Source organism: Pseudovibrio sp. Ad5 (assembly GCF_001623095.1).
Lineage (GTDB): Bacteria > Pseudomonadota > Alphaproteobacteria > Rhizobiales > Stappiaceae > Pseudovibrio.
Genome location: NZ_LMCH01000015.1, coordinates 398,567 through 415,602 on the forward strand (window position 1 = coordinate 398,567; position 17,036 = coordinate 415,602).

A 17,036-nucleotide genomic window follows, 5' to 3' on the forward strand; every position below is an offset into this window, starting at 1 on the left:
TGGTTCATGAATAGCAAATTGGATAGTTTGCCTTGTCCATGTTTGAGAGATGGTCGAACTGTGTAGGATTTTTGTCAATCAGATAGAAAGCTAGGCATTTGTAAGATCATTTGTGACAATTTGAAGGTATGTCACCTTTGGAAACAAAATTGACATTTTTTCCTTTCATAGCCTGATCACGCAACGACGGTATGAAAAGATAAGAAGTCAGAACCACTGACAAGTAGGCAGTGGTCAAGTGAGGCACTTTGATAAAAGCTCTGTTTAAAGATGAAATGGGAACGCACCACAATGCGTTGACGCGTCTTGTAACAAGCTTGAGCTGCGCCTCGGTTCTTACTCTTCTCGCACTCAACAGTGCATATGCTCTGGATACCAACAAAAGCGCAAGTGCAATGGCTGCCGTCAATCAGATGGCAAATGTCACTCCTCAGCAAGCCTTGAGGGAAGGGGCCCGCGCTTACTACTCCGGTGAAAAAGACAAGGCACTCTCTCCACTTCGCTACGCTGCTGAAAACGGACAGGCTATGGCAGCCTGGAAGCTCGGCAGGATGTACGCGGAAGGAGACGGTGTGCCGGAAGATGATCTTCAGGCGTTCCAGTATTTTTCCCAGGTCGTGCGCGAATACTCTTCCGATGGCCCCAAAGCACGTTCAGCCCCATTTGTCGCAAGCGCTCTTGTTGAACTGGGTCGCTACTTCCTGACAGGTATTGGCGACAGCCCGGTTAAACAGAACACGCACAAAGCACGTGAGGTGTTCACTTACGCTGCCTCCTACTTTGGCGATGCGGATGCGCAGTACAATCTCGGCATCATGTATCTCAACGATAAGCTGCCAGATTATGATCGCCGTCTGGCTGCCCGCTGGTTGAAGCTCGCAGCCGTAAAAGGCCATGTCGGAGCGCAGGCCAAATTTGGTGAACTGCTGTACTTTACAGAAGAACTGACAACCGCACGCATGACAGGCCTCAAATGGATGACCCTGGCACGCCGGCAAGTGGTTGGCGGTGATAATGATGCATGGATCGTCTCTCTCCACGAGAAGGCATTTTCTCTCGCCTCAGAAAAAGAGCGTCGCAATTCTGCTGAATGGGCAGATGCATGGCTGGTTAAGCGCGGCCACGTGATTGCTTCAAGCAACTAATCCACTCTCTTCTGATTTTCTTTTAAAATATGACTTGACCACTCAGGTTGTTTCTGCGATTTAAAACATGAGTTCAATATTCAAGTTTTGTTATTGACCTCTGTTTGGCGATTGTAGACCCCGATTGCGGGTCTCTGGAATGTACTTGGGGTGAGCCTTTTGCGCTCACCCTCTTTTTTTGCCTGCATGTCGCAGAAAAGCTAAAATTTTCACAGTCTTCACGCACATTGTTTAAGCCTCTGAAATTTCAGTCTTTTCAACAGCAGGATGCAGTTTTTGAAATTTTCTCGCATGATTTGGGAAAAACTATAAAACACGCTTGCCAAGCTTTAAAACTCTGCCTATATACCTGCCTCAACAAGACGCCGCGGGGCGTCACGTTGATGAGATCGGAGCATAGCGCAGCCTGGTAGCGCATCTGGTTTGGGACCAGAGGGTCGCAGGTTCGAATCCTGCTGCTCCGACCATTCATCAACACGAAGATAGATCGGAGCATAGCGCAGCCTGGTAGCGCATCTGGTTTGGGACCAGAGGGTCGCAGGTTCGAATCCTGCTGCTCCGACCATCTATCGACCCGAAGATTAGTTCGGAGCATAGCGCAGCCTGGTAGCGCATCTGGTTTGGGACCAGAGGGTCGCAGGTTCGAATCCTGCTGCTCCGACCATCTTCCCTTCTTCTTCCCCTAAATTTCATAATTTAAGTAGTCAGCATCGCTGCCTTTTATGCTTTTGTGCCCTCAAATCTGCACAAAGTAGCGCTCCATTTGCATCTACTGTCACACGTCTCATTCAGCAGCACCGCTCTTTGATTAAAACGGGCAGGGAAGGTTGCTGGCAGCGCTCCTCATTCAGTCTCGACAATAGGTCACCCTAAGTGCAAGCTAGCGCTCTACGGCCCCTTTAAAATGCTCTACTGAGAAGCTGCAATCCTTACAATAAAACTACAGCCAATGCGCACATAGAAAAAGCCCGAAGGCGAGGGCCTCCGGGCTTCTTAAATCGTACAGCTGTGAAACCTACTTAGAACACGAAGAGATCCAGCACGTAGAACAGAGCGGCTGACAGGATTGCGGCCAACGGAACCGTAATTACCCAAGCCGCAATGATGGTCATGAAGTGCGAGCGACGCACCAGCATGCGGCGCTTTTCGTCTTCTTTCACAGTGTTTTGCTTATAGCTTTCCATCCCGGTGCTTTCTTTCACGAAAGCAATACGGCGTTTGGACTTCATTGTGTACCACTCACGGAAGAAGCCAACGCCGAAGATTGCGCCAACTGCAATGTGAGTAGAGCTCACCGGAAGTCCCAGCCAGCTAGCAAAGATCACTGTTATCGCAGCAGATAGGGAGACACAATAAGCGCGCATCGGGTTCAGCTTGGTGATCTTTTCGCCGACCATGCGGATCAGTTTAGGACCAAACAGCATCAGACCGAAAGAAATACCAAACGCACCGATCAGCATAACCCAGAGAGGAATTGTCACAGCTTTCGCAATGCCACCTTCCTGAACGGTGTGCACGATCGCAGCAAGAGGACCAATCGCATTCGCAACATCGTTCGCACCGTGGGCGAAGGAAAGAAGTGCTGCGGAGAAAATCAAAGGCCAGCGGAACAGGATACGCAGGGATTGGTTCCGGTTTTCCATACCTTCAGACTGCTTGCGGATTAACGGACGACAAATAGCCAGTGCAGCAACAAAGGCAATTGCGCCAAGCAGCAGAGCAACCTCAATGTCGATCTTTACGATCTTCTTCAGGCCTTTCATTGCTAGATAAGTAGCAAACGCAGCCGCCATAATCGCGATCAGCAGCGGCACCCAGCGACGGGCAGCAGCAATCTTGTCTTGCTGGTAGATAATGAAGGATTTGATGAAGGCCAGGAACAAGGCCGCAATAATACCGCCAAGAACCGGGGAGATGACCCAGCTTGCAGCAATGCCGGACATAGTACCCCAGCTGACAGAGCCAAAGCCAGCAGCAGCAATACCGCCGCCCATCACACCACCAACGATAGAGTGGGTGGTGGAGACGGGAGCGCCGATCCATGTTGCAAGGTTCAGCCAGACAGCCGCAGAGATCAGCGCCGCGAGCATCAGCTTCACAAAGTCTGTGTAATCTGTCACTTGCGTTGCGTCGATAATGCCCTTGGAGACGGTCTTCACGACGTCGCCACCGGCAATCAAAGCGCCAGCGCTCTCAAAAATGGCAGCAAGCAGCAAGGCGCCGCCAATGGTAAGAGCCTTTGAGCCAACAGATGGGCCCACATTGTTGGCTACATCATTTGCACCGATATTGATCGCCAGATAGGCACCAATACCTGCAGCAGCAACAATAATAATAGCGTTTGGATGGTCAGAGACATAAAAACCAGCCATCGCCATAGCGAACATTAGAAAAACAAATGCGACCGCAGGAGCAACCAATGGACGTGCCATTGCGTTGCCGGCCAGCTCTAGCCTGGAAAACTTATCTAAGTCTTTGTCTAGAGTAGGCTTTTTTCTAAGGTTAGACATGCTGTATACTTTTTTCGCCGCGTCTTCTTCGCGTAGTTTCTCATGCACCTGGCAGCAAGCATAACGCCTGACTACAATTTTGCACCCACCCTTCATCACAGGACAAAGGCGGGCGAGCGCACATCATTGAATGTGGCAGTGTTGCCCTCAAATGAGCGGGCACCAGAAAAGCACTCGAGGAACTTTGTGTATTAAAGTTACCTTCAAGCGCTTTTATTTCCAGTGAACGCTCAGTTCGCGCGCAAACTAGTTTTGTCTCCGGTATATTTCAAGTTAAAATTACCTATAAACTTTGGAGAAGTAACTAGTCACAGAAATATCACGAAAGCTTCGCAATTTCTTAATTAAAAATCGCCCAACGTCAAGTCCGGTAATACTGGAAATAAAACCGCAATTATTGCACCGGCTAGCGCAATTATTGCACTTAAGGCCGCAATGAGTGCATCTATAGCTATTTACTAAGAGAAATCGGTATAGCTTGACCAAGTGCATTGACACCAATGGCATAATTGGAGAAGAAACAGGAAAACTGGTATATCGCGTTGGAGAGTGTGTTTCCGAATCCAATGCGAAAAAGAGAGGTTACATGGTAGCTCGCATTTACAATCCAGCCAAAACTGCAATGCAGTCCGGAACAGCCAAAACCAACAACTGGGTGCTGGAGTTCGATCCACAGTCCCCAAAATCCATTGATCCGCTGATGGGCTATACGTCATCAGGTGATATGAAGCAGCAGGTAAAGCTGAAGTTCCCGACCAAGGAAGAAGCGGTTGCCTACGCAACACGCAACAATGTTGCATACCGTGTTGATGAAGAGAGCAAACGCAAGCACCGCCGCGCATCCTATTCAGATAATTTCCGTTTTGACAGATTATCTCCGTGGACACATTAAGTTTCAGCATTGAGATTATTCTCTAACGGCCTTATGAAACATCCCACGCAACGGGCGATCCACTCGCCCTTGCAAAAGCGGTCCCTTAGCTCAGCTGGATAGAGCACCGGCCTTCTAAGCCGACGGTCGCAGGTTCGAATCCTGCAGGGATCGCCACTCTTTTCTAACATCTTGATATTGCTTAGAAAATTACCTCAAAAACCCCTAACAAGTTAGGTGTTAGGGGTTTCGTTGCAATGTTTTGATGGCTTCCTCTGCCATTTTTTTGCGATTAGCTTTGCGCGTATAGAGCGACGGCATATCATCTGTTGTCCAGCCAAAGATCGCTTTTAGCTGAGAATCGGTAGCTCCGTTTTCTGCTGCAAGTGTTGCAGCGGCTTTTCTCATTCCATGAGCACGACCGGGTACTCCAGCTGCAACGCAGCACTCCCTAAACCAATTCCCGAACGATTCCTTCGTGTATGGCGTTTGGTCTTCTTTGCCGATGTAGCTGACACCATGTGGTGTTGCATCAATCGCCTCCTGAAGGGGCGGCAAGATCGGTAGATGTATCTCCACTTCTCCTTTTTCCGTTGAGAAACTTATTACCCCGTCCTTGACATGGGCAGGACCTACTCGGCAAACATCCCCGCGTCGAAGCCCGGTAAAAGCCAGAACTTCAAGTGCAAGGCGTTCGCGTGTCCCAAGCGGCCAACGGTTCCTGTACTGCTCAACTTCCTCAGGCATCCACGTATGATGACCGTCTGATTTATTTCTTAGGCGCGGTACGTCGCGGGTAGGGTTCTTGGTGATGGGTATGTTCTTGTCGCTGATCGCCCACTTGTACATTGCTGACATGTGCTTCAGAAAGTTGTTGGCGGCACCTGGCGTGCTTGCGCGTTTATCTCTCCCACCTTGGATCGTTGATGCATCAATCGCCTCCAGTGGATGATGTCCGCTCTCTTTTGCGATGTTGTTTAGGAAGCTTGTCTTTACAGCTTGAGTGCTCTCCTTCAACGAGGAGAACTCAGGGCTTGAGAGATACTGGTCAATCAGCCAGCCAAGGGTGTTCTCTTCGCGTTTCTTCTTCGGAGGTGCATCGGCGCCATTGAGAGCGGCTGTATAGGCTTCCATGAACTCCTCTGAGCCATACTCGCCGGGGAGGCGGCTTCTAGGGCCTTTCCCACGCCTGAAGTACCAAAAGACCTTCCCACGCCCAACCTCCCGCAGAATGTACGGGAGGCGCTTTCTCTTCTGTCTCATATTGAGCTAACCTTGGGTGGTTCCTTGTTGTCGTTGTCGCTTGTGGTCACTTCGGAGCTTAGGCGTATTGTTCCATCCGCTTTTATTTCGACGCTGCGGACGGAAAGGCCACCTTTTTCAGCCCCTTTAATGGCTCGAGCGATATCAGTTTGCTTGAATGGTGATTTAGTCCTCAAAGCATCACTCCTCCGCTATGCTGCCTCCACCAAGTCAGCAGGGTTCTTGTTGAGCTGTTTTTTCGCCCAAGCACGATCCTGCTTTTTGTTTTCACCTACCGCATGGCAGTACTTACGAGCAGACCAAGCTGCTGCGTTGTAGAGGTCTGCAAGCTCGTCAAACATCGCCCTGTCGTAGTTGGTTGCTGCGACCGCGTGAGCCATGCCCTCAGGCTTTCCGAAGGCATCTCCGTCAATCTTATGAAGCGTGCAGAAGGCAGCTAGCTCTTGGTTTGCTAAGCAGGCTTTATCCCAGAGGGCCTGCAGTTTTTCTTCAGTGTGTTTCATGCTGCTTTCCTCACTCTTGCTACGGTCAAGATGCGCTTTGCTGCTTCTTCATCGCCTGAGATCGCGTAGAGATCTCTTGCGACAGCGAGCGGGTCGATGCCTTGTGCTCGCCAGAACTCATGCTCATTTTGGCCGTGCTGCTCGTCATGCTTTTTCCTGATCATGGGAACGACCCAGCAATCATCAGGCTTAGTGGCTTTGCCTGTCCGCGGTTTTTTGTAGAGCGGGTCGCCATAGCGAACGTGACAGGGGTCAACGCCATACCGGCCTGTGATGAGGCAGGGGAGCTTGCGGACAAAGGCCAGATGGCCTTCATCCTTTTTGCGCGCGTGTTCCTTCCCTGAAGGGTCGAGGGAGAAAGCAGTGTTGGGGCGGCGTAAACGGAAGCCCATCACTTACCCCCGTCAAACTGGGCGCAGCGAACCGTCACAGCAGCCTGACAAAGCTCACTGAAGGATTGCTCCCCAATTGCGCGAATGCTCTTCTGGTGGCCTGTGAGGGCGTTCTTTGCTGCTTTTGGATTGCCAACCCTGGCAAGGTCTTCCATCAAAAGCTTGAGTATGGCTTTGGAGTCTTCATCCAGAGATTTGCGGGCTTCAGGGTCTAGTTGTGACCAGATCGCTGTTGCGCCTTGAGAGAGTGGATTGTCGCTAATCCCTTGCGCTCCTTGTCCACCGCCCTTGATAGTTTCAGGATTACATTGTCCGTCTTGCTGAGCAGCTTCTTGCGCTTTTTTGCCTGCCTGATCGCCAGCTTCTCCCCTTTCAGCTTGTTGCTGATGTGCATCTGCAATGTACTCCGCTTGGGTTTCATCAGTAGCGGCGAGGATTTCGCCCTCTATTGTTTCAGCTGCAGCGTTGTAGCCTTCCTGAGGGCCTGCTAGAGGGCTAGCACGTCGCGCCTCTAATCGTTGCGCAAGTCCGCTCGATTTGCGCTCAGGGGCATCGAAAGCACGCTCTACCTCATCCGCCTCATAGATCCCTGAGAAGCCGAATGCATAGCGCGCTGCTTGGATCATTGCTTTGTGGCGCAGCATACGCCGCGGCCATTGCCTCCAAGGGTCTGTGCCGCGCTTGCACTCCTCCATGTATTCGGTTGCTGAGATGGCGCGTGTTCGGTCCTTGCGGAACATCCGGCAAGTGATCGCAATGACTGCGCCGTTGTCATCCAACTCGTCTTGAAACTCCATGCCGTCGAACTGCGGATTGGAGTTGATGAGGTTGGCCCACCCATCGACGGAGACAATCGGAGCAACACCGCCACCCTTTGCAGGGAAAGCATAAATCTCCTTGGTAAGTGGGTTCAGATTGTACTCATGAGCAACGACCAGAAATGCAGCAAACTCCTCTTTGGAGGGTGGCTCTTTGTTTTTGTCCGGTTTCATGATTGTGCTACGCAAGGTCTGCTCGAAAGTGGAGGCATCCATGCCATAGCGCTCGGCCATGGCCGCAGTTATACTGCGACCGTTACCATTGGATGTGAGAGCAGTGCTACTCATGCTGCTTTCTCCAGAACCGGCAAGTCGTTTGCTGCTTCAAGGTTCTCCAACTTGGAGGAATACCATTGAGGGGTAATCCAAGTACGAGGCTCTCCGGTTCCGGCAGGCCATTCTTCCTTACCGAGGCAGTCGGCAAACAGCCGAATAGAGCGACGTAGTTCACGGCGAGCAAGTTCAAGGTCTTCTTCGCTCAGTTCGACAACCTCGACCGTGTAAGGGGCGCTGGTCTGCACAAAGACGAACGCAAATCCACGACAATCCAGATCGCAAACCTCGCGCAGTCCCTCAGCCACCAAGGCGGCTTGCATGTTGTAGCCAAGGTCTGCGATTGAGTTCTGTACTTTCCGGGCTTCCCGCGTTGTCTTCAGGTCAACCGGATAAGCGTCATTGAGGTCCACAAGGTCAGGGCGTGCTTTGAGCCAAATGCCGGTTTCAGGGTCTTTCCAGATCAAAGAGCGCTCAATCGCACCGTCAAGGATTCCAGACTGCACCATCCCTGAGTTTCGCAAGCCAGAGTTCGGGCAGTTAGCTTGCCAGGGGAGCATGCCTGCCATTCCCTTGAGATCATGCATCTGCTCGGTTGAAAGAAGGCGCTTACCTGAAAGCTCTTGGTCAGCGATCCATTCTTTGCAGACGTTGGCGTTGCCGTTCCATTTTTTCTCGGTGCCCGTCTTTGAGTCTGTGTAGGTGGCGGGCTTTACAGCGAACTGCTCATCAAATTTGCCTTCTCCCAAAAAGAGCGTGTGCGCAGCTTGCCCTAGCCGGAAGTGGTCCTTGTCTTCGCGCGGCTCAGCTTCAGGGTTCAGATAGGAGGTTGCCCAGTATTCAGCTGGAGAGCCGTTAGCGATAGTGCGCAGCCCACTGGAAGAGATGGAAGGGCCAGCGCAAATGTGGGAATGATACTTTTCAATCGGAAGTTCGGCATAAATACCCGGCTCGCTGATTGTGTAGGTATCCCAAATTTTCTCAGACATGATGTTATCCCGCGATTGTAGCGACCCAGCGGTCAGCGTGAGTGAAAAACTGAGAAGCAACAAAGGCTATTGCTCCCCATTTGAAGGCAGCAGGAAGAGCTGCCCAAAACCCGAAACCCTGCATGTGAAACTCAGTATTTGATTGAAACGTGGGGGATGGCGCCGGAGGCGATGGCCTGCACGATCTTCTTGGCGCGATCCTCGCCAATGCCAGCTGCCTCCATGATTGCTTTCAGCGCTGCATTGTTGAACTTCTTGCGGTGCTCGATGTTTGCTGCGCGAGCTTCATCAGCCTCCAGCTTTGCGTCTTCTTCTGCCTTACGCTTTGCTTCAGCTTCGGCAACGGCCTTCGCAGCTGCTCTGGCCTTGTCCGCTTCGATCCGTTCTTTCTCAGCCTTCTCCTCAGCCTCACGGGTTTTCTTCCGCTCAGCTTCAAGCTTTGCCTCTTCTTCCGCTTCGCGCTCCTTGCGGTCGGCTTCTGCCTTGGCTGCTTCAGCTTCTTTCTCAGCTTCAAGCGCAGCCAACTTGCGCTGTTGCTCTTCGGTGTGAAGGGCCTGCTTCAGATGCCTGTCGAGGCTTTCGAGAGTGGTGATTTTCTTTGAGCTTGCTTGATCGGCGAACTCCTGCATTGCGCCCTCTGTCACATCAACAGAGCGCACAGCATCAATCCGCTTTTGAATGTCGGCAGAACTCTCATTGAAAGCGACGCAGCCGTTCTGGATGATCCCCTCAATGATAGCGCGATGGGAAGCGATGCGGCTCTGTTCCTGCGCTTCCCAATTATCAAGGGGCAACCTACGTTCATCGCGCATAGCATCAAGAAAGTCGCGCATGGTTTTACGCCGCGCATCAATAGCAGTGGCCTGCGCCTTGATCGAAGCCACCTTTTCCTTACCCGCGCCATCAATGGCGGTTTTCAAAGTTGAGCACTGGCGCGAAAAGGAGATAATCGCCTTCCGGCCTTTCTCAGTGCTCAAATCAGCTTTGAACGCTACATTCTCGGCTGCGATGACAGCCTCTAGATCTTCAAAGCTGATGCCTTCCTCGCCGAAGTATTTCTCCGGGTTGGCACGAAGGTCGGCAAGGTCAAGTTTCTTGCGTTCCTCATTGTCGGTCACTGCATTCATGTCAGGCTGCTTCCTTCGGTTCAAAGCTGTCAGCTTTTGCCTGCCAGTGCTTGGCGAGGCGCTCATACTGCCGAGCGAAACTCAAAGAGCCGGTACTCCCGGTTTGCTCATGAATTTCTTGATGAGTGAGGCACATATCGCGGTACTTCTGAGCCCACCGCAGACAGTCCCCATGGGTCATGGTTTCCAAGGCACTTCCTCCTTTCACAAAGCAAAGTTGTGGCGTTCTGCGGAGCGATAAGCGCCGCAGTTGGAAGGTGATTGGTTGTGAGTGAGTTCGCCCTTTAAGGGCTAAAATCAGGTGCGGCTGTTACGCAGCCGCAGCAAAGTTGCTGTCCAGATAGGCTCGCAGATCGATGACCGACACCGCCTTGTCAAACTCCCGGAGAGGTCTGTAGTCATCAAGCTCAGGATCATACACCAGCAAGGAGCCGTCCTGCTTTGCCCATTCGCGTAGGGTTTCAATGTGCTCTTGAAGCGCTTCCATGATTGCAAATGCCATCTCAGAAAGGCCAGAGTCCTTCAGATCTAGTTCAATGTAACGGCGTCCCTTACGGTCAATCCGGCGATGGCTGGAAGGGAACAGGGAGTAATCGAGGTCCGAGATCTCGAAGCAAGGCAGGAAGATACGCGCTTCAAGCTCTTGGTCTTCATAGATCTTGTCGAACTCAGCTAGGATCAAAAGCTCGCCGAACTTAGCGCGGTTGGTAGAGCAGGCCGACATGGCGACAAGCTCAAAGGGGAACACATAGTGTTTCATGCTGCCATCCTCATTTCACTGTTGTAAGCGTCCCAAAACTGTTCCGAGATGTGCTCGCTGCGATAAACGACTGCAGAAAGCATGAGCCATAGAATGCGCTCTTCGCCTTCGCTCTTGGCGTCAAGGCGCTTCTCACGGTCAGAGCCAGCTTCCTCAACTCTGATCTCCTGAATAACGAAGCCGTCGCAATCTTCATCAAGCGCGCAATTGACCTTCGCTTCAATCACCTGCTCGGCGTAAAGGAAGCCGTTTATGGCGAGATCTAAGGTCGCCTGAATGTCCGTCTCAAAGTCCATCAAGAAACTCGTTTTGTGAGTGGTTCAACCCGTTTGATACTGTGAATAATACAAAACGGATTTACAATGTCAAATACAAAATGTATTAGTTAGATGTATTTTTAATTCGGACTTTGAGTTCGTGATAAGGAAACTCTATGGCTGGCTGGATACGAATTGATCGCGCTACGTTTGATCATAAGGCTTTGAAAGGTCCGAGTGACTGGGGGATTTGGGTCTGGTTGATTGGCGAGGCATGTTGGAAGCCAACCGAGATGGTAATTGCGGGAGAAGCACGTCTCCTTCAGCGGGGGCAGTTGTCGCACTCAATCCGCTTTCTCTCGCGAAAGTTCGGGCTCAGTAACAACGGTACGCAAGGCGTACTTAAAAGGTTTCAGAAATGGGACCTTATTGAGTTCGACACAGGGACAGGTCAAACCGTCATAACTATCTGTAATTACGATAAATATCAGGAGATCATTCCGCAGCAGGGACAGCAAGGGGACGCCAAGGGGACGGAACCGGGACGCCAAGGGGACGCGGTGGGGACAAAGAAGAACAATAAACAAAATAACAATAAACAAGCTTCAGAATCTACTACCGTAGATTCTATTGTCGCTTCCGCGCCAGATGAGGTTCGGGACGCCTATGACTTTTACGTTGAATCTGTCGAAGATTACAACGCGAGTAAGGCAACTGACGCTTTGCCTTTGCCGAAGCCTACCAAGCTCTCTGATAAGCGAAGACGAGAGTTCATACGAGCGCTCAAGGATCTCCCGAAAGGGCGCACGTTCGCTGAGGTCGTCGCCAAGGCGGGCAAGTGTCCATTCCTGCTGGGTGAGAATGAACGAGGGTGGGTAATTCATTTGGATTTCATTCTCCAGAAAGGGAAATTTCAAGAGATCTTGGATGGTAAGTATCCTGAGCGGCCCGCTGCAGGTGCACCTGGCGTTCACCGTGGCCAGCGCGTGGCTGGGGCAGATCTATTCACTGAAAACTGAGCAGCAGCGAGGGGAACACTATGACTGAGATTGCGAAGAGTTCGGAAGCATCATCCCACTTGGATCAATGCGGTGAGTACGCCGCTGCTATGGATGGGCTTCAAGAAGCGCTCCGAGCCTGCAGAAGGGATGGTGAGGGTGCAGATAACGCTCAGGCAGTAGAAGCCGCTAACAGTGTTCTACGGGCCGCTGTAGGGCTCTATCAAGTTGCTGACGATGTGCAGATTAGAGACGCAATCAAATTTGTGTTTGAGAATTACGCGACCTATCAACCTGATGTAGCGAAAAAAAATGCAGCGACACTGTTCTACCTCTTTAGGCGTGAGAAAAGTTGGGTTGGGGCACTTTATGAAGGCGGCCTACAATGTTTGAAGACGAGCAATCGCATGCCTGAAGTTTCTGCATTCTATGGGGCTGTAGCAGAGCAGCAAAAGAAGCTCTCGTCAGAACTTCGATTAATCAAAACAATTCAGCATTCTTAAATATCGAATCTGGCTAGGTTTACCCGGGTGAGTAGAGGGTGTTTTATGAGTGGTGCTGGCGAGGAAAAAGATGAGGGTTGGTTCTTCATCGAGAATGGTCAATGGGTTGGACCTGTTTCGAGCAAAGATCTGGAGCGTTTTGAAAAAGCTGGCCGAGTGAAGCGAAGTGATGTGATCTCGAGGGCGGCATTTGGTGGGAACCGAAAACGGTTCACTGATGCTGTCAACAGCCGTTCTTTGAAGGGGTCGCACCGGACCAAGGTGATAAGCGTAGACGACACTTGGCTCAACTACCTCATTGTCTTGCCACTCGCTCTTGCGTTTGTTGATGTCATAATGCGACTTGCAAAATTCAGTTATTCTGCCTCTGAGTTAGTTTCTGTTTTTTTGCATATACTGACTTTTGTGCTGCTAGCATTCAATGACATTCGAGAGATTGAGGATGCTGGCCACTCGAATGCAACACGTCATTTGCGGTTGTGGGCATTCCTTCTCCCGCCGGTGTATCTCTATCTCCGAGGGAAACGAACCGATAGAGGGGTGTCGCCAATGCTAATTTGGCTCGTGCTCACAATCGGACTGCAGCTCTTCGTCGTCGAAGCCTTCTCCTCAAGCAGCTATTGAGCATTGCTACCACTCACCGGTGGCCACGATTTTATGCAGGGCGCGGATATCCGTAGCGGGGATCCGCAGCTCTTCTCCGTTGTAACGTGAGAAAACTCTGACACCAGAATCCAAACGCTCATATCTGCCAATCTGCCAGACTGGAATGCCTCTCACTTCGTGAAGAACCGCAGCATACTCGCCTGGGCGTGGGAGTTTTTTGGGGTTTACAAAAAGTGTCTCTCCTTCATGGTAGCGCGGTTCCATTGAGGATCCTGGCATGTAGAGAGCGTACGCCCCTTCTGCGCTCATAAGGCTCTGGGGTGCCGCAATGTTATCCAAAGCTTCATTTGTTGCTTCAAGATAGTCTTCTCCACCACCTGAAAGGGAGCCGAATACTGGCACTGTGAAAGGTGCGAGGATTTGGGCTGTTCTGCGCAGCTGGCTTGGTGTGCTTGCTGTGCTTTCAGTCTCATTATTGCCTTTGCCGAACAATAGCCAAGTAGGTGTCACTCCAAAGAAACGTGCGTAGCGCTCAATTGCGTCAGCTTTCGGCTTGCGTGTCCCGTTCTCATGGTGGGTGTAGGTGGGGACCTTGATGCCGAGAGCATCAGCTGCGTCGGCTGCACTAGCAAAGCCTGCCTTTTCTCTCGCTATCTTTAGTCGGTCTTTGAGTTCTTGTGTCATGGCATACAATATGCACCCTAATAAAATACATTTGGTATTGACACCAATAAATCCGTTTTGTATTTTAGCTTCATCACGATACAGGATGGAACCCATGGATAATCAGTCAGTGAAAGAGCTGCGGACAGAGTTGGGTTGGTCGCAATCCGATCTCGCCGATTTTCTCGGCGTCAAACAGCCTACAGTAAACCGTTTCGAGCAGGGCCAAGAGATCCCTGAACCCTCGAAGCGGCTTCTCTACCTCTTAAAGGCTCAATGCCAAATACCACTGGCGGCCTAGGCTATGCCTAGCGAGGGCGGCTGACCTTCCTCCCAGTCAGCTGCCCTCGGGACCCGGGACTACTTACCCAGCACAGCTTTGTAGTAGTCCGCCTGAATATCATAATGAGAGGGAAGGTTTCCGATCTTATGAGGTGACAATCTGATGATCTCCTCTGCTTTATCGGCATCCATTTCCCGCAATGTCGAAATCATTAGAGCCTCAAGGAAAGTAATTCGGTCCTCTAATGATCCACTTATTCCAGCAGGGCTTTTGTCCTTCAGGTCAGAAAGCATCTGCTCAAATTCATTCTCTGTATTCACGCTGGTAGCTCCTTGCAATTTGAGCCGGTGTGATGTGGCAGGAGGCCTCTCTTGGAAGTAGTGCCTCACTTGGTGGTCTCCTGCCGTTTGGAACAACATAAAGTTAGCCTCTATCTCCGGTTGTGTCATGGGGGCAAAATACAGGAAAGCGCTCCATGAACGCACCGAGAACATCTGACCAGTTCAACAATTGGATTTGTACGCAGATTAAAAACCTCGTGACAGCGTTTGGCGTTGAGAGCTCGGCTGAAGTGCTGGGGCATTCCTCAGCCACCATCCGCAAAGCCTACCAAGTCAATGAAGCGCGTAGTCTGACCCTCAAAGACACTCTGTACCTTGAGCGCGAGATGGCTGCCATTGGCTTGGCACCAAGCCTGACAAAAGCCCACCTCGAGTCTTGCGGCTATGAGGTGCGCAAGAAGGCTGAAGGTGTTGCCAAACTGGACCCAGCAGCCGCGGCAATGAACGTTGTGCCAGTGCATTGCGACAGCATGAAAGAGATCGTGCAGGCCGCAGAAGATGGTGAGATTTCCCCCAAAGAACACGAGCGCATCAAGAAGAGCTTTGAGCAGATCAAGGAGCTGATGCGCAACTACGACGCGAGCTACAACGCCAGCCAACACCAGATGGCTGCGGAATGAACCAGACCACCACCAGCAACCCGCAGGAGATGCAGCACATGAGCAATCAAGTCGATAAAGAAGCCCTGTCCACGGCTGTCAAAGAAATCCTAGACGTTGAAACCGTCATTGAGAGCGACAAGGGTTCGTACATGTCCAAGTGCGCAACCAATCGCGAGAAGATCAAGGAGATCAAGCAGGACGCCCGTGACAAGGGGGTTCCTACCAAGGAACTCAATGCAGTGCTGAAGCGTAAAAAGTTGATGGATCAGGTTGAGGCTGTTGTGTCCAATATGGATCAAGACGAAGCCGAACTGGTTGATCAGATGGAGTTGGCTCTCGGCTGGGCTGCCAATGACAATGAAGATCAGCCAGAGGCCGCCTGATGTACCTGGCGCTTGACCTCGGCGTAAAGACTGGCTGGGCTCGTTGGGAGCCCGGTCTTTCTAAACCAGTCTCAGGAGTTTTTGACTGCGGGGCTAAAGACAAAACAGGCGGGTACGGGGGCCGAAGCCTTTCTTTCTATGGTTGGTTGCTGGGAAAGATCGAAAGCTTTGGCGTTACGCACCTTGCGATTGAAGATGAGCTTGCAGCTATCAGCGGGAAGCAGATGAACCGGGGCAATGAGCAATGGCAGCCCGCACAACATCGACTTTGTGAGATGGCAGCCGTCGCGAACCAGATCCCGTATCAGAAGATTGCAATGCAGACTTGGCGAAAGCACTACCTCGGGCGAGGGCAGGCACCAAGGGGCACCAGAGACAGCCGGACTTGGTTTAAGCAGCAAGCAATAGGCAGAGGCAGGCTCTTAGGTTGGGCGCCAAAGGACGACAACGAAGCGGAAGCTCTCGGAATTCTTGATTACTTCCGTGCCATTCAGTCGCCGTCCTATGCACTGCAAACCACAGATCTTTTCAGCAGACATTAGTTTTACGGGGCAATGCAATGGACCTTTGGAAGTCTCATAAAAACGAGAGACTAGAAGCAGCTGAAAGCCGCTTATCACGTGCTCAAGTTGCTGCAAATCGACCCGGAAGCACTATCGATACTGATCTGAAGCTGCAGCAGGCGCGGGCTCATTATTACATGGTTCAATTCGAGCTTGCCTCATCAGCAAACAAAACACTCGTGCGGGAGAAACGAGAGCTTCAGAGGAGGTTGGAGCGTGCCAGCGGTAACGACAACCGACACAAGGGAAGCGGAAAGCCTGTGCGCGGAACTGGGAATAGAGGTTCTGCACGCGAGCAAGCGGATAAGAACTGGGCCTTGCTCACCACAACAAACTCATTCCGCAGTGCGGATCCAGAAGATGATCAATCTGAGGGGCAGGGAGCATGCGTGGGCAGTTCTATACGCGCTTTCCGAGATGGAAAACCCACCAATCGAACTCAAAAGCTCCCTGATAGGGGCCGTAAGCGATCTGCTCTGCAATTACCCGGCATGGGAACAAAGGCTGGGTGACTTCCTCAACGCGCTGGACTTGCTCGACCTTGAAGAATTGCAGCGCCTTGCATGGAGCGGCCCCGGCATTGATGGGGCGTCCCCGAAAACCAGAATTTTGATTACCGGTTATCTGCAAGTACTGCTGATGCCGGTCATGGAACCTCAGGACCAAGGAACTTTGCTGTGAACTTACTTTTTGTAGAAGAGCCAAAGGCTGACCAAACCTCCTCCGATACACAACCAAACGAAGAGAGTGACTTTTTCAGCTTCTTTCATGATCCCTTTCATAGCATTCGTAAGGTTTTCAAGATCCATCGATATACCACCATCCCAATAAAAACCAGCCGTCAGGAAAGCAGTTCCAGCGATACACGCAAGCGCACCTTTATAAACGATTTGCCAAAAATGAGTTGGTTCTGGCCAGACCCATCGCGCGGCAAACCAAGACAACGTAAAGGCGAAAAAATAACCGGTAGCCTCAAAAGCGGCGAAGTCGATGGCGGAAACAAAAAACCAAACCAACCAGAAACTGCCAACTGTAAAAAACAAAAGACTTATGGTTTTCCGGATAAATATAACTTCAGATATTTGCTTAAATCTGTTTTGAATTACTCCGTATACTGCCATTTCACCCCTCCAAAACGTGGAATTATATTACCACTATTATCGCTTAATTATCTTCATGTTGTCCA

Annotated in this window: 23 protein-coding genes and 4 tRNA genes; 14 read left to right on the top strand and 13 right to left on the bottom strand. The window is 51.1% G+C overall.

Features of this window, described 5'->3' with window-relative positions; genetic code table 11:
* The first annotated feature begins 248 nt into the window (after positions 1-248).
* The 4 genes from PsAD5_RS10360 (at position 249) to PsAD5_RS10375 (ending at position 1,809) form a co-directional block, all read left to right on the top strand.
* Entirely contained in the window at positions 249-1,145 is an 897-nt protein-coding gene (locus PsAD5_RS10360; RefSeq protein ID WP_208988567.1) for a tetratricopeptide repeat protein, read from the top strand.
* Between the two features lie 390 nt (positions 1,146-1,535).
* A tRNA-Pro gene (locus tag PsAD5_RS10365) sits at positions 1,536-1,612 on the top strand.
* A gap of 21 nt (positions 1,613-1,633) precedes the next feature.
* Positions 1,634-1,710: transfer RNA gene (locus tag PsAD5_RS10370), tRNA-Pro, on the top strand.
* Between the two features lie 22 nt (positions 1,711-1,732).
* Positions 1,733-1,809, top strand: a tRNA-Pro gene (locus PsAD5_RS10375).
* A 355-nt stretch (positions 1,810-2,164) separates the two neighbouring features.
* Here the strand turns inward: PsAD5_RS10375 and PsAD5_RS10380 are convergent.
* Positions 2,165-3,655, bottom strand: a complete 1,491-nt coding sequence (locus PsAD5_RS10380; RefSeq protein WP_193775952.1) for an inorganic phosphate transporter — start codon at positions 3,653-3,655, stop codon at positions 2,165-2,167.
* A gap of 586 nt (positions 3,656-4,241) precedes the next feature.
* Here PsAD5_RS10380 and PsAD5_RS10385 point away from each other — a divergent pair.
* Entirely contained in the window at positions 4,242-4,547 is a 306-nt protein-coding gene (locus PsAD5_RS10385; RefSeq protein WP_057465385.1) for an ETC complex I subunit, read from the top strand.
* A gap of 79 nt (positions 4,548-4,626) precedes the next feature.
* Positions 4,627-4,703: transfer RNA gene (locus tag PsAD5_RS10390), tRNA-Arg, on the top strand.
* 63 nt (positions 4,704-4,766) lie between these two features.
* On the opposite strand, the gene PsAD5_RS10395 is transcribed toward PsAD5_RS10390, so the two are convergent.
* From PsAD5_RS10395 to PsAD5_RS10430, 9 genes are all read right to left on the bottom strand, one after another.
* Positions 4,767-5,789 carry a tyrosine-type recombinase/integrase gene (locus tag PsAD5_RS10395; protein WP_084405933.1) on the bottom strand — a complete coding sequence of 341 codons (1,023 nt, stop codon included), beginning with the start codon at positions 5,787-5,789 and terminating at the stop codon, positions 4,767-4,769.
* A 191-nt stretch (positions 5,790-5,980) separates the two neighbouring features.
* Positions 5,981-6,292: a hypothetical protein gene (locus PsAD5_RS10400; RefSeq protein ID WP_063292043.1), complete on the bottom strand. Its 312-nt coding sequence runs from the start codon at positions 6,290-6,292 to the stop codon at positions 5,981-5,983.
* Entirely contained in the window at positions 6,289-6,684 is a 396-nt protein-coding gene (locus tag PsAD5_RS10405) for a DUF968 domain-containing protein (protein WP_063292044.1), read from the bottom strand. Before PsAD5_RS10405 ends, PsAD5_RS10400 begins: the two co-directional genes overlap by 4 nt.
* Entirely contained in the window at positions 6,684-7,790 is a 1,107-nt protein-coding gene (locus PsAD5_RS28745) for a recombinase RecT (RefSeq protein WP_063292045.1), read from the bottom strand. The genes PsAD5_RS10405 and PsAD5_RS28745 overlap by 1 nt, the downstream gene beginning before the upstream one ends.
* Positions 7,787-8,764, bottom strand: a complete 978-nt coding sequence (locus PsAD5_RS10415) for a PD-(D/E)XK nuclease-like domain-containing protein (RefSeq protein WP_063292046.1) — start codon at positions 8,762-8,764, stop codon at positions 7,787-7,789. The genes PsAD5_RS28745 and PsAD5_RS10415 overlap by 4 nt, the downstream gene beginning before the upstream one ends.
* Before the next feature lie 131 nt (positions 8,765-8,895).
* Positions 8,896-9,891, bottom strand: a complete 996-nt coding sequence (locus PsAD5_RS10420) for a hypothetical protein (protein WP_063292047.1) — start codon at positions 9,889-9,891, stop codon at positions 8,896-8,898.
* A 1-nt stretch (position 9,892) separates the two neighbouring features.
* Positions 9,893-10,081, bottom strand: a complete 189-nt coding sequence (locus PsAD5_RS27825; protein WP_153041353.1) for a hypothetical protein — start codon at positions 10,079-10,081, stop codon at positions 9,893-9,895.
* 120 nt (positions 10,082-10,201) lie between these two features.
* Complete coding sequence (locus PsAD5_RS10425) at positions 10,202-10,651, bottom strand: hypothetical protein (protein WP_063292048.1); 450 nt, start codon at positions 10,649-10,651, stop codon at positions 10,202-10,204.
* Positions 10,648-10,947 (bottom strand): hypothetical protein, encoded by a 300-nt coding sequence (locus PsAD5_RS10430; protein WP_063292049.1) that lies wholly within the window; start codon positions 10,945-10,947, stop codon positions 10,648-10,650. The genes PsAD5_RS10425 and PsAD5_RS10430 overlap by 4 nt, the downstream gene beginning before the upstream one ends.
* A gap of 137 nt (positions 10,948-11,084) precedes the next feature.
* Between PsAD5_RS10430 and PsAD5_RS10435 the strand changes: the two genes are divergently transcribed.
* The 3 genes from PsAD5_RS10435 to PsAD5_RS10445 are packed head-to-tail and all read left to right on the top strand — an operon-like array spanning position 11,085 to position 13,033.
* On the top strand, positions 11,085-11,927 hold the full coding sequence (locus PsAD5_RS10435; protein WP_063292050.1) for a hypothetical protein: 843 nt from the start codon (positions 11,085-11,087) through the stop codon (positions 11,925-11,927).
* A 20-nt stretch (positions 11,928-11,947) separates the two neighbouring features.
* The gene (locus PsAD5_RS10440) at positions 11,948-12,409 is read left to right on the top strand and encodes a hypothetical protein (RefSeq protein WP_063292051.1); all 462 of its coding nucleotides are present in this window, start codon (positions 11,948-11,950) and stop codon (positions 12,407-12,409) included.
* 45 nt (positions 12,410-12,454) lie between these two features.
* The gene (locus PsAD5_RS10445; RefSeq protein WP_063292052.1) at positions 12,455-13,033 is read left to right on the top strand and encodes a DUF4339 domain-containing protein; all 579 of its coding nucleotides are present in this window, start codon (positions 12,455-12,457) and stop codon (positions 13,031-13,033) included.
* Positions 13,034-13,039: 6 nt separating this feature from the next.
* On the opposite strand, the gene PsAD5_RS10450 is transcribed toward PsAD5_RS10445, so the two are convergent.
* Positions 13,040-13,699 carry an XRE family transcriptional regulator gene (locus PsAD5_RS10450; RefSeq protein WP_063292053.1) on the bottom strand — a complete coding sequence of 220 codons (660 nt, stop codon included), beginning with the start codon at positions 13,697-13,699 and terminating at the stop codon, positions 13,040-13,042.
* Positions 13,700-13,793: 94 nt separating this feature from the next.
* Between PsAD5_RS10450 and PsAD5_RS28015 the strand changes: the two genes are divergently transcribed.
* Positions 13,794-13,979 carry a helix-turn-helix domain-containing protein gene (locus PsAD5_RS28015; protein WP_063292054.1) on the top strand — a complete coding sequence of 62 codons (186 nt, stop codon included), beginning with the start codon at positions 13,794-13,796 and terminating at the stop codon, positions 13,977-13,979.
* Positions 13,980-14,038: 59 nt separating this feature from the next.
* Here PsAD5_RS28015 and PsAD5_RS27830 read toward each other — a convergent pair whose 3' ends face one another.
* Positions 14,039-14,281 (bottom strand): hypothetical protein, encoded by a 243-nt coding sequence (locus tag PsAD5_RS27830; protein WP_153041354.1) that lies wholly within the window; start codon positions 14,279-14,281, stop codon positions 14,039-14,041.
* Between the two features lie 155 nt (positions 14,282-14,436).
* On the opposite strand from PsAD5_RS27830, the gene PsAD5_RS10465 reads away from it, so the two are divergent.
* The 4 genes from PsAD5_RS10465 to PsAD5_RS10480 all read left to right on the top strand — a co-directional run bounded on the left by PsAD5_RS10465 (position 14,437) and on the right by PsAD5_RS10480 (position 16,531).
* The gene (locus PsAD5_RS10465) at positions 14,437-14,922 is read left to right on the top strand and encodes a hypothetical protein (protein ID WP_063292056.1); all 486 of its coding nucleotides are present in this window, start codon (positions 14,437-14,439) and stop codon (positions 14,920-14,922) included.
* Between the two features lie 38 nt (positions 14,923-14,960).
* Positions 14,961-15,287: a hypothetical protein gene (locus PsAD5_RS10470; protein WP_153041355.1), complete on the top strand. Its 327-nt coding sequence runs from the start codon at positions 14,961-14,963 to the stop codon at positions 15,285-15,287.
* Positions 15,287-15,829 (top strand): hypothetical protein, encoded by a 543-nt coding sequence (locus PsAD5_RS10475; protein ID WP_063292058.1) that lies wholly within the window; start codon positions 15,287-15,289, stop codon positions 15,827-15,829. Before PsAD5_RS10470 ends, PsAD5_RS10475 begins: the two co-directional genes overlap by 1 nt.
* Positions 15,830-16,210: 381 nt before the next feature.
* The gene (locus PsAD5_RS10480) at positions 16,211-16,531 is read left to right on the top strand and encodes a hypothetical protein (RefSeq protein ID WP_153041356.1); all 321 of its coding nucleotides are present in this window, start codon (positions 16,211-16,213) and stop codon (positions 16,529-16,531) included.
* A gap of 2 nt (positions 16,532-16,533) precedes the next feature.
* On the opposite strand, the gene PsAD5_RS10485 is transcribed toward PsAD5_RS10480, so the two are convergent.
* Positions 16,534-16,971, bottom strand: a complete 438-nt coding sequence (locus PsAD5_RS10485; protein WP_063292060.1) for a hypothetical protein — start codon at positions 16,969-16,971, stop codon at positions 16,534-16,536.
* Positions 16,972-17,036: the final 65 nt, after the last annotated feature.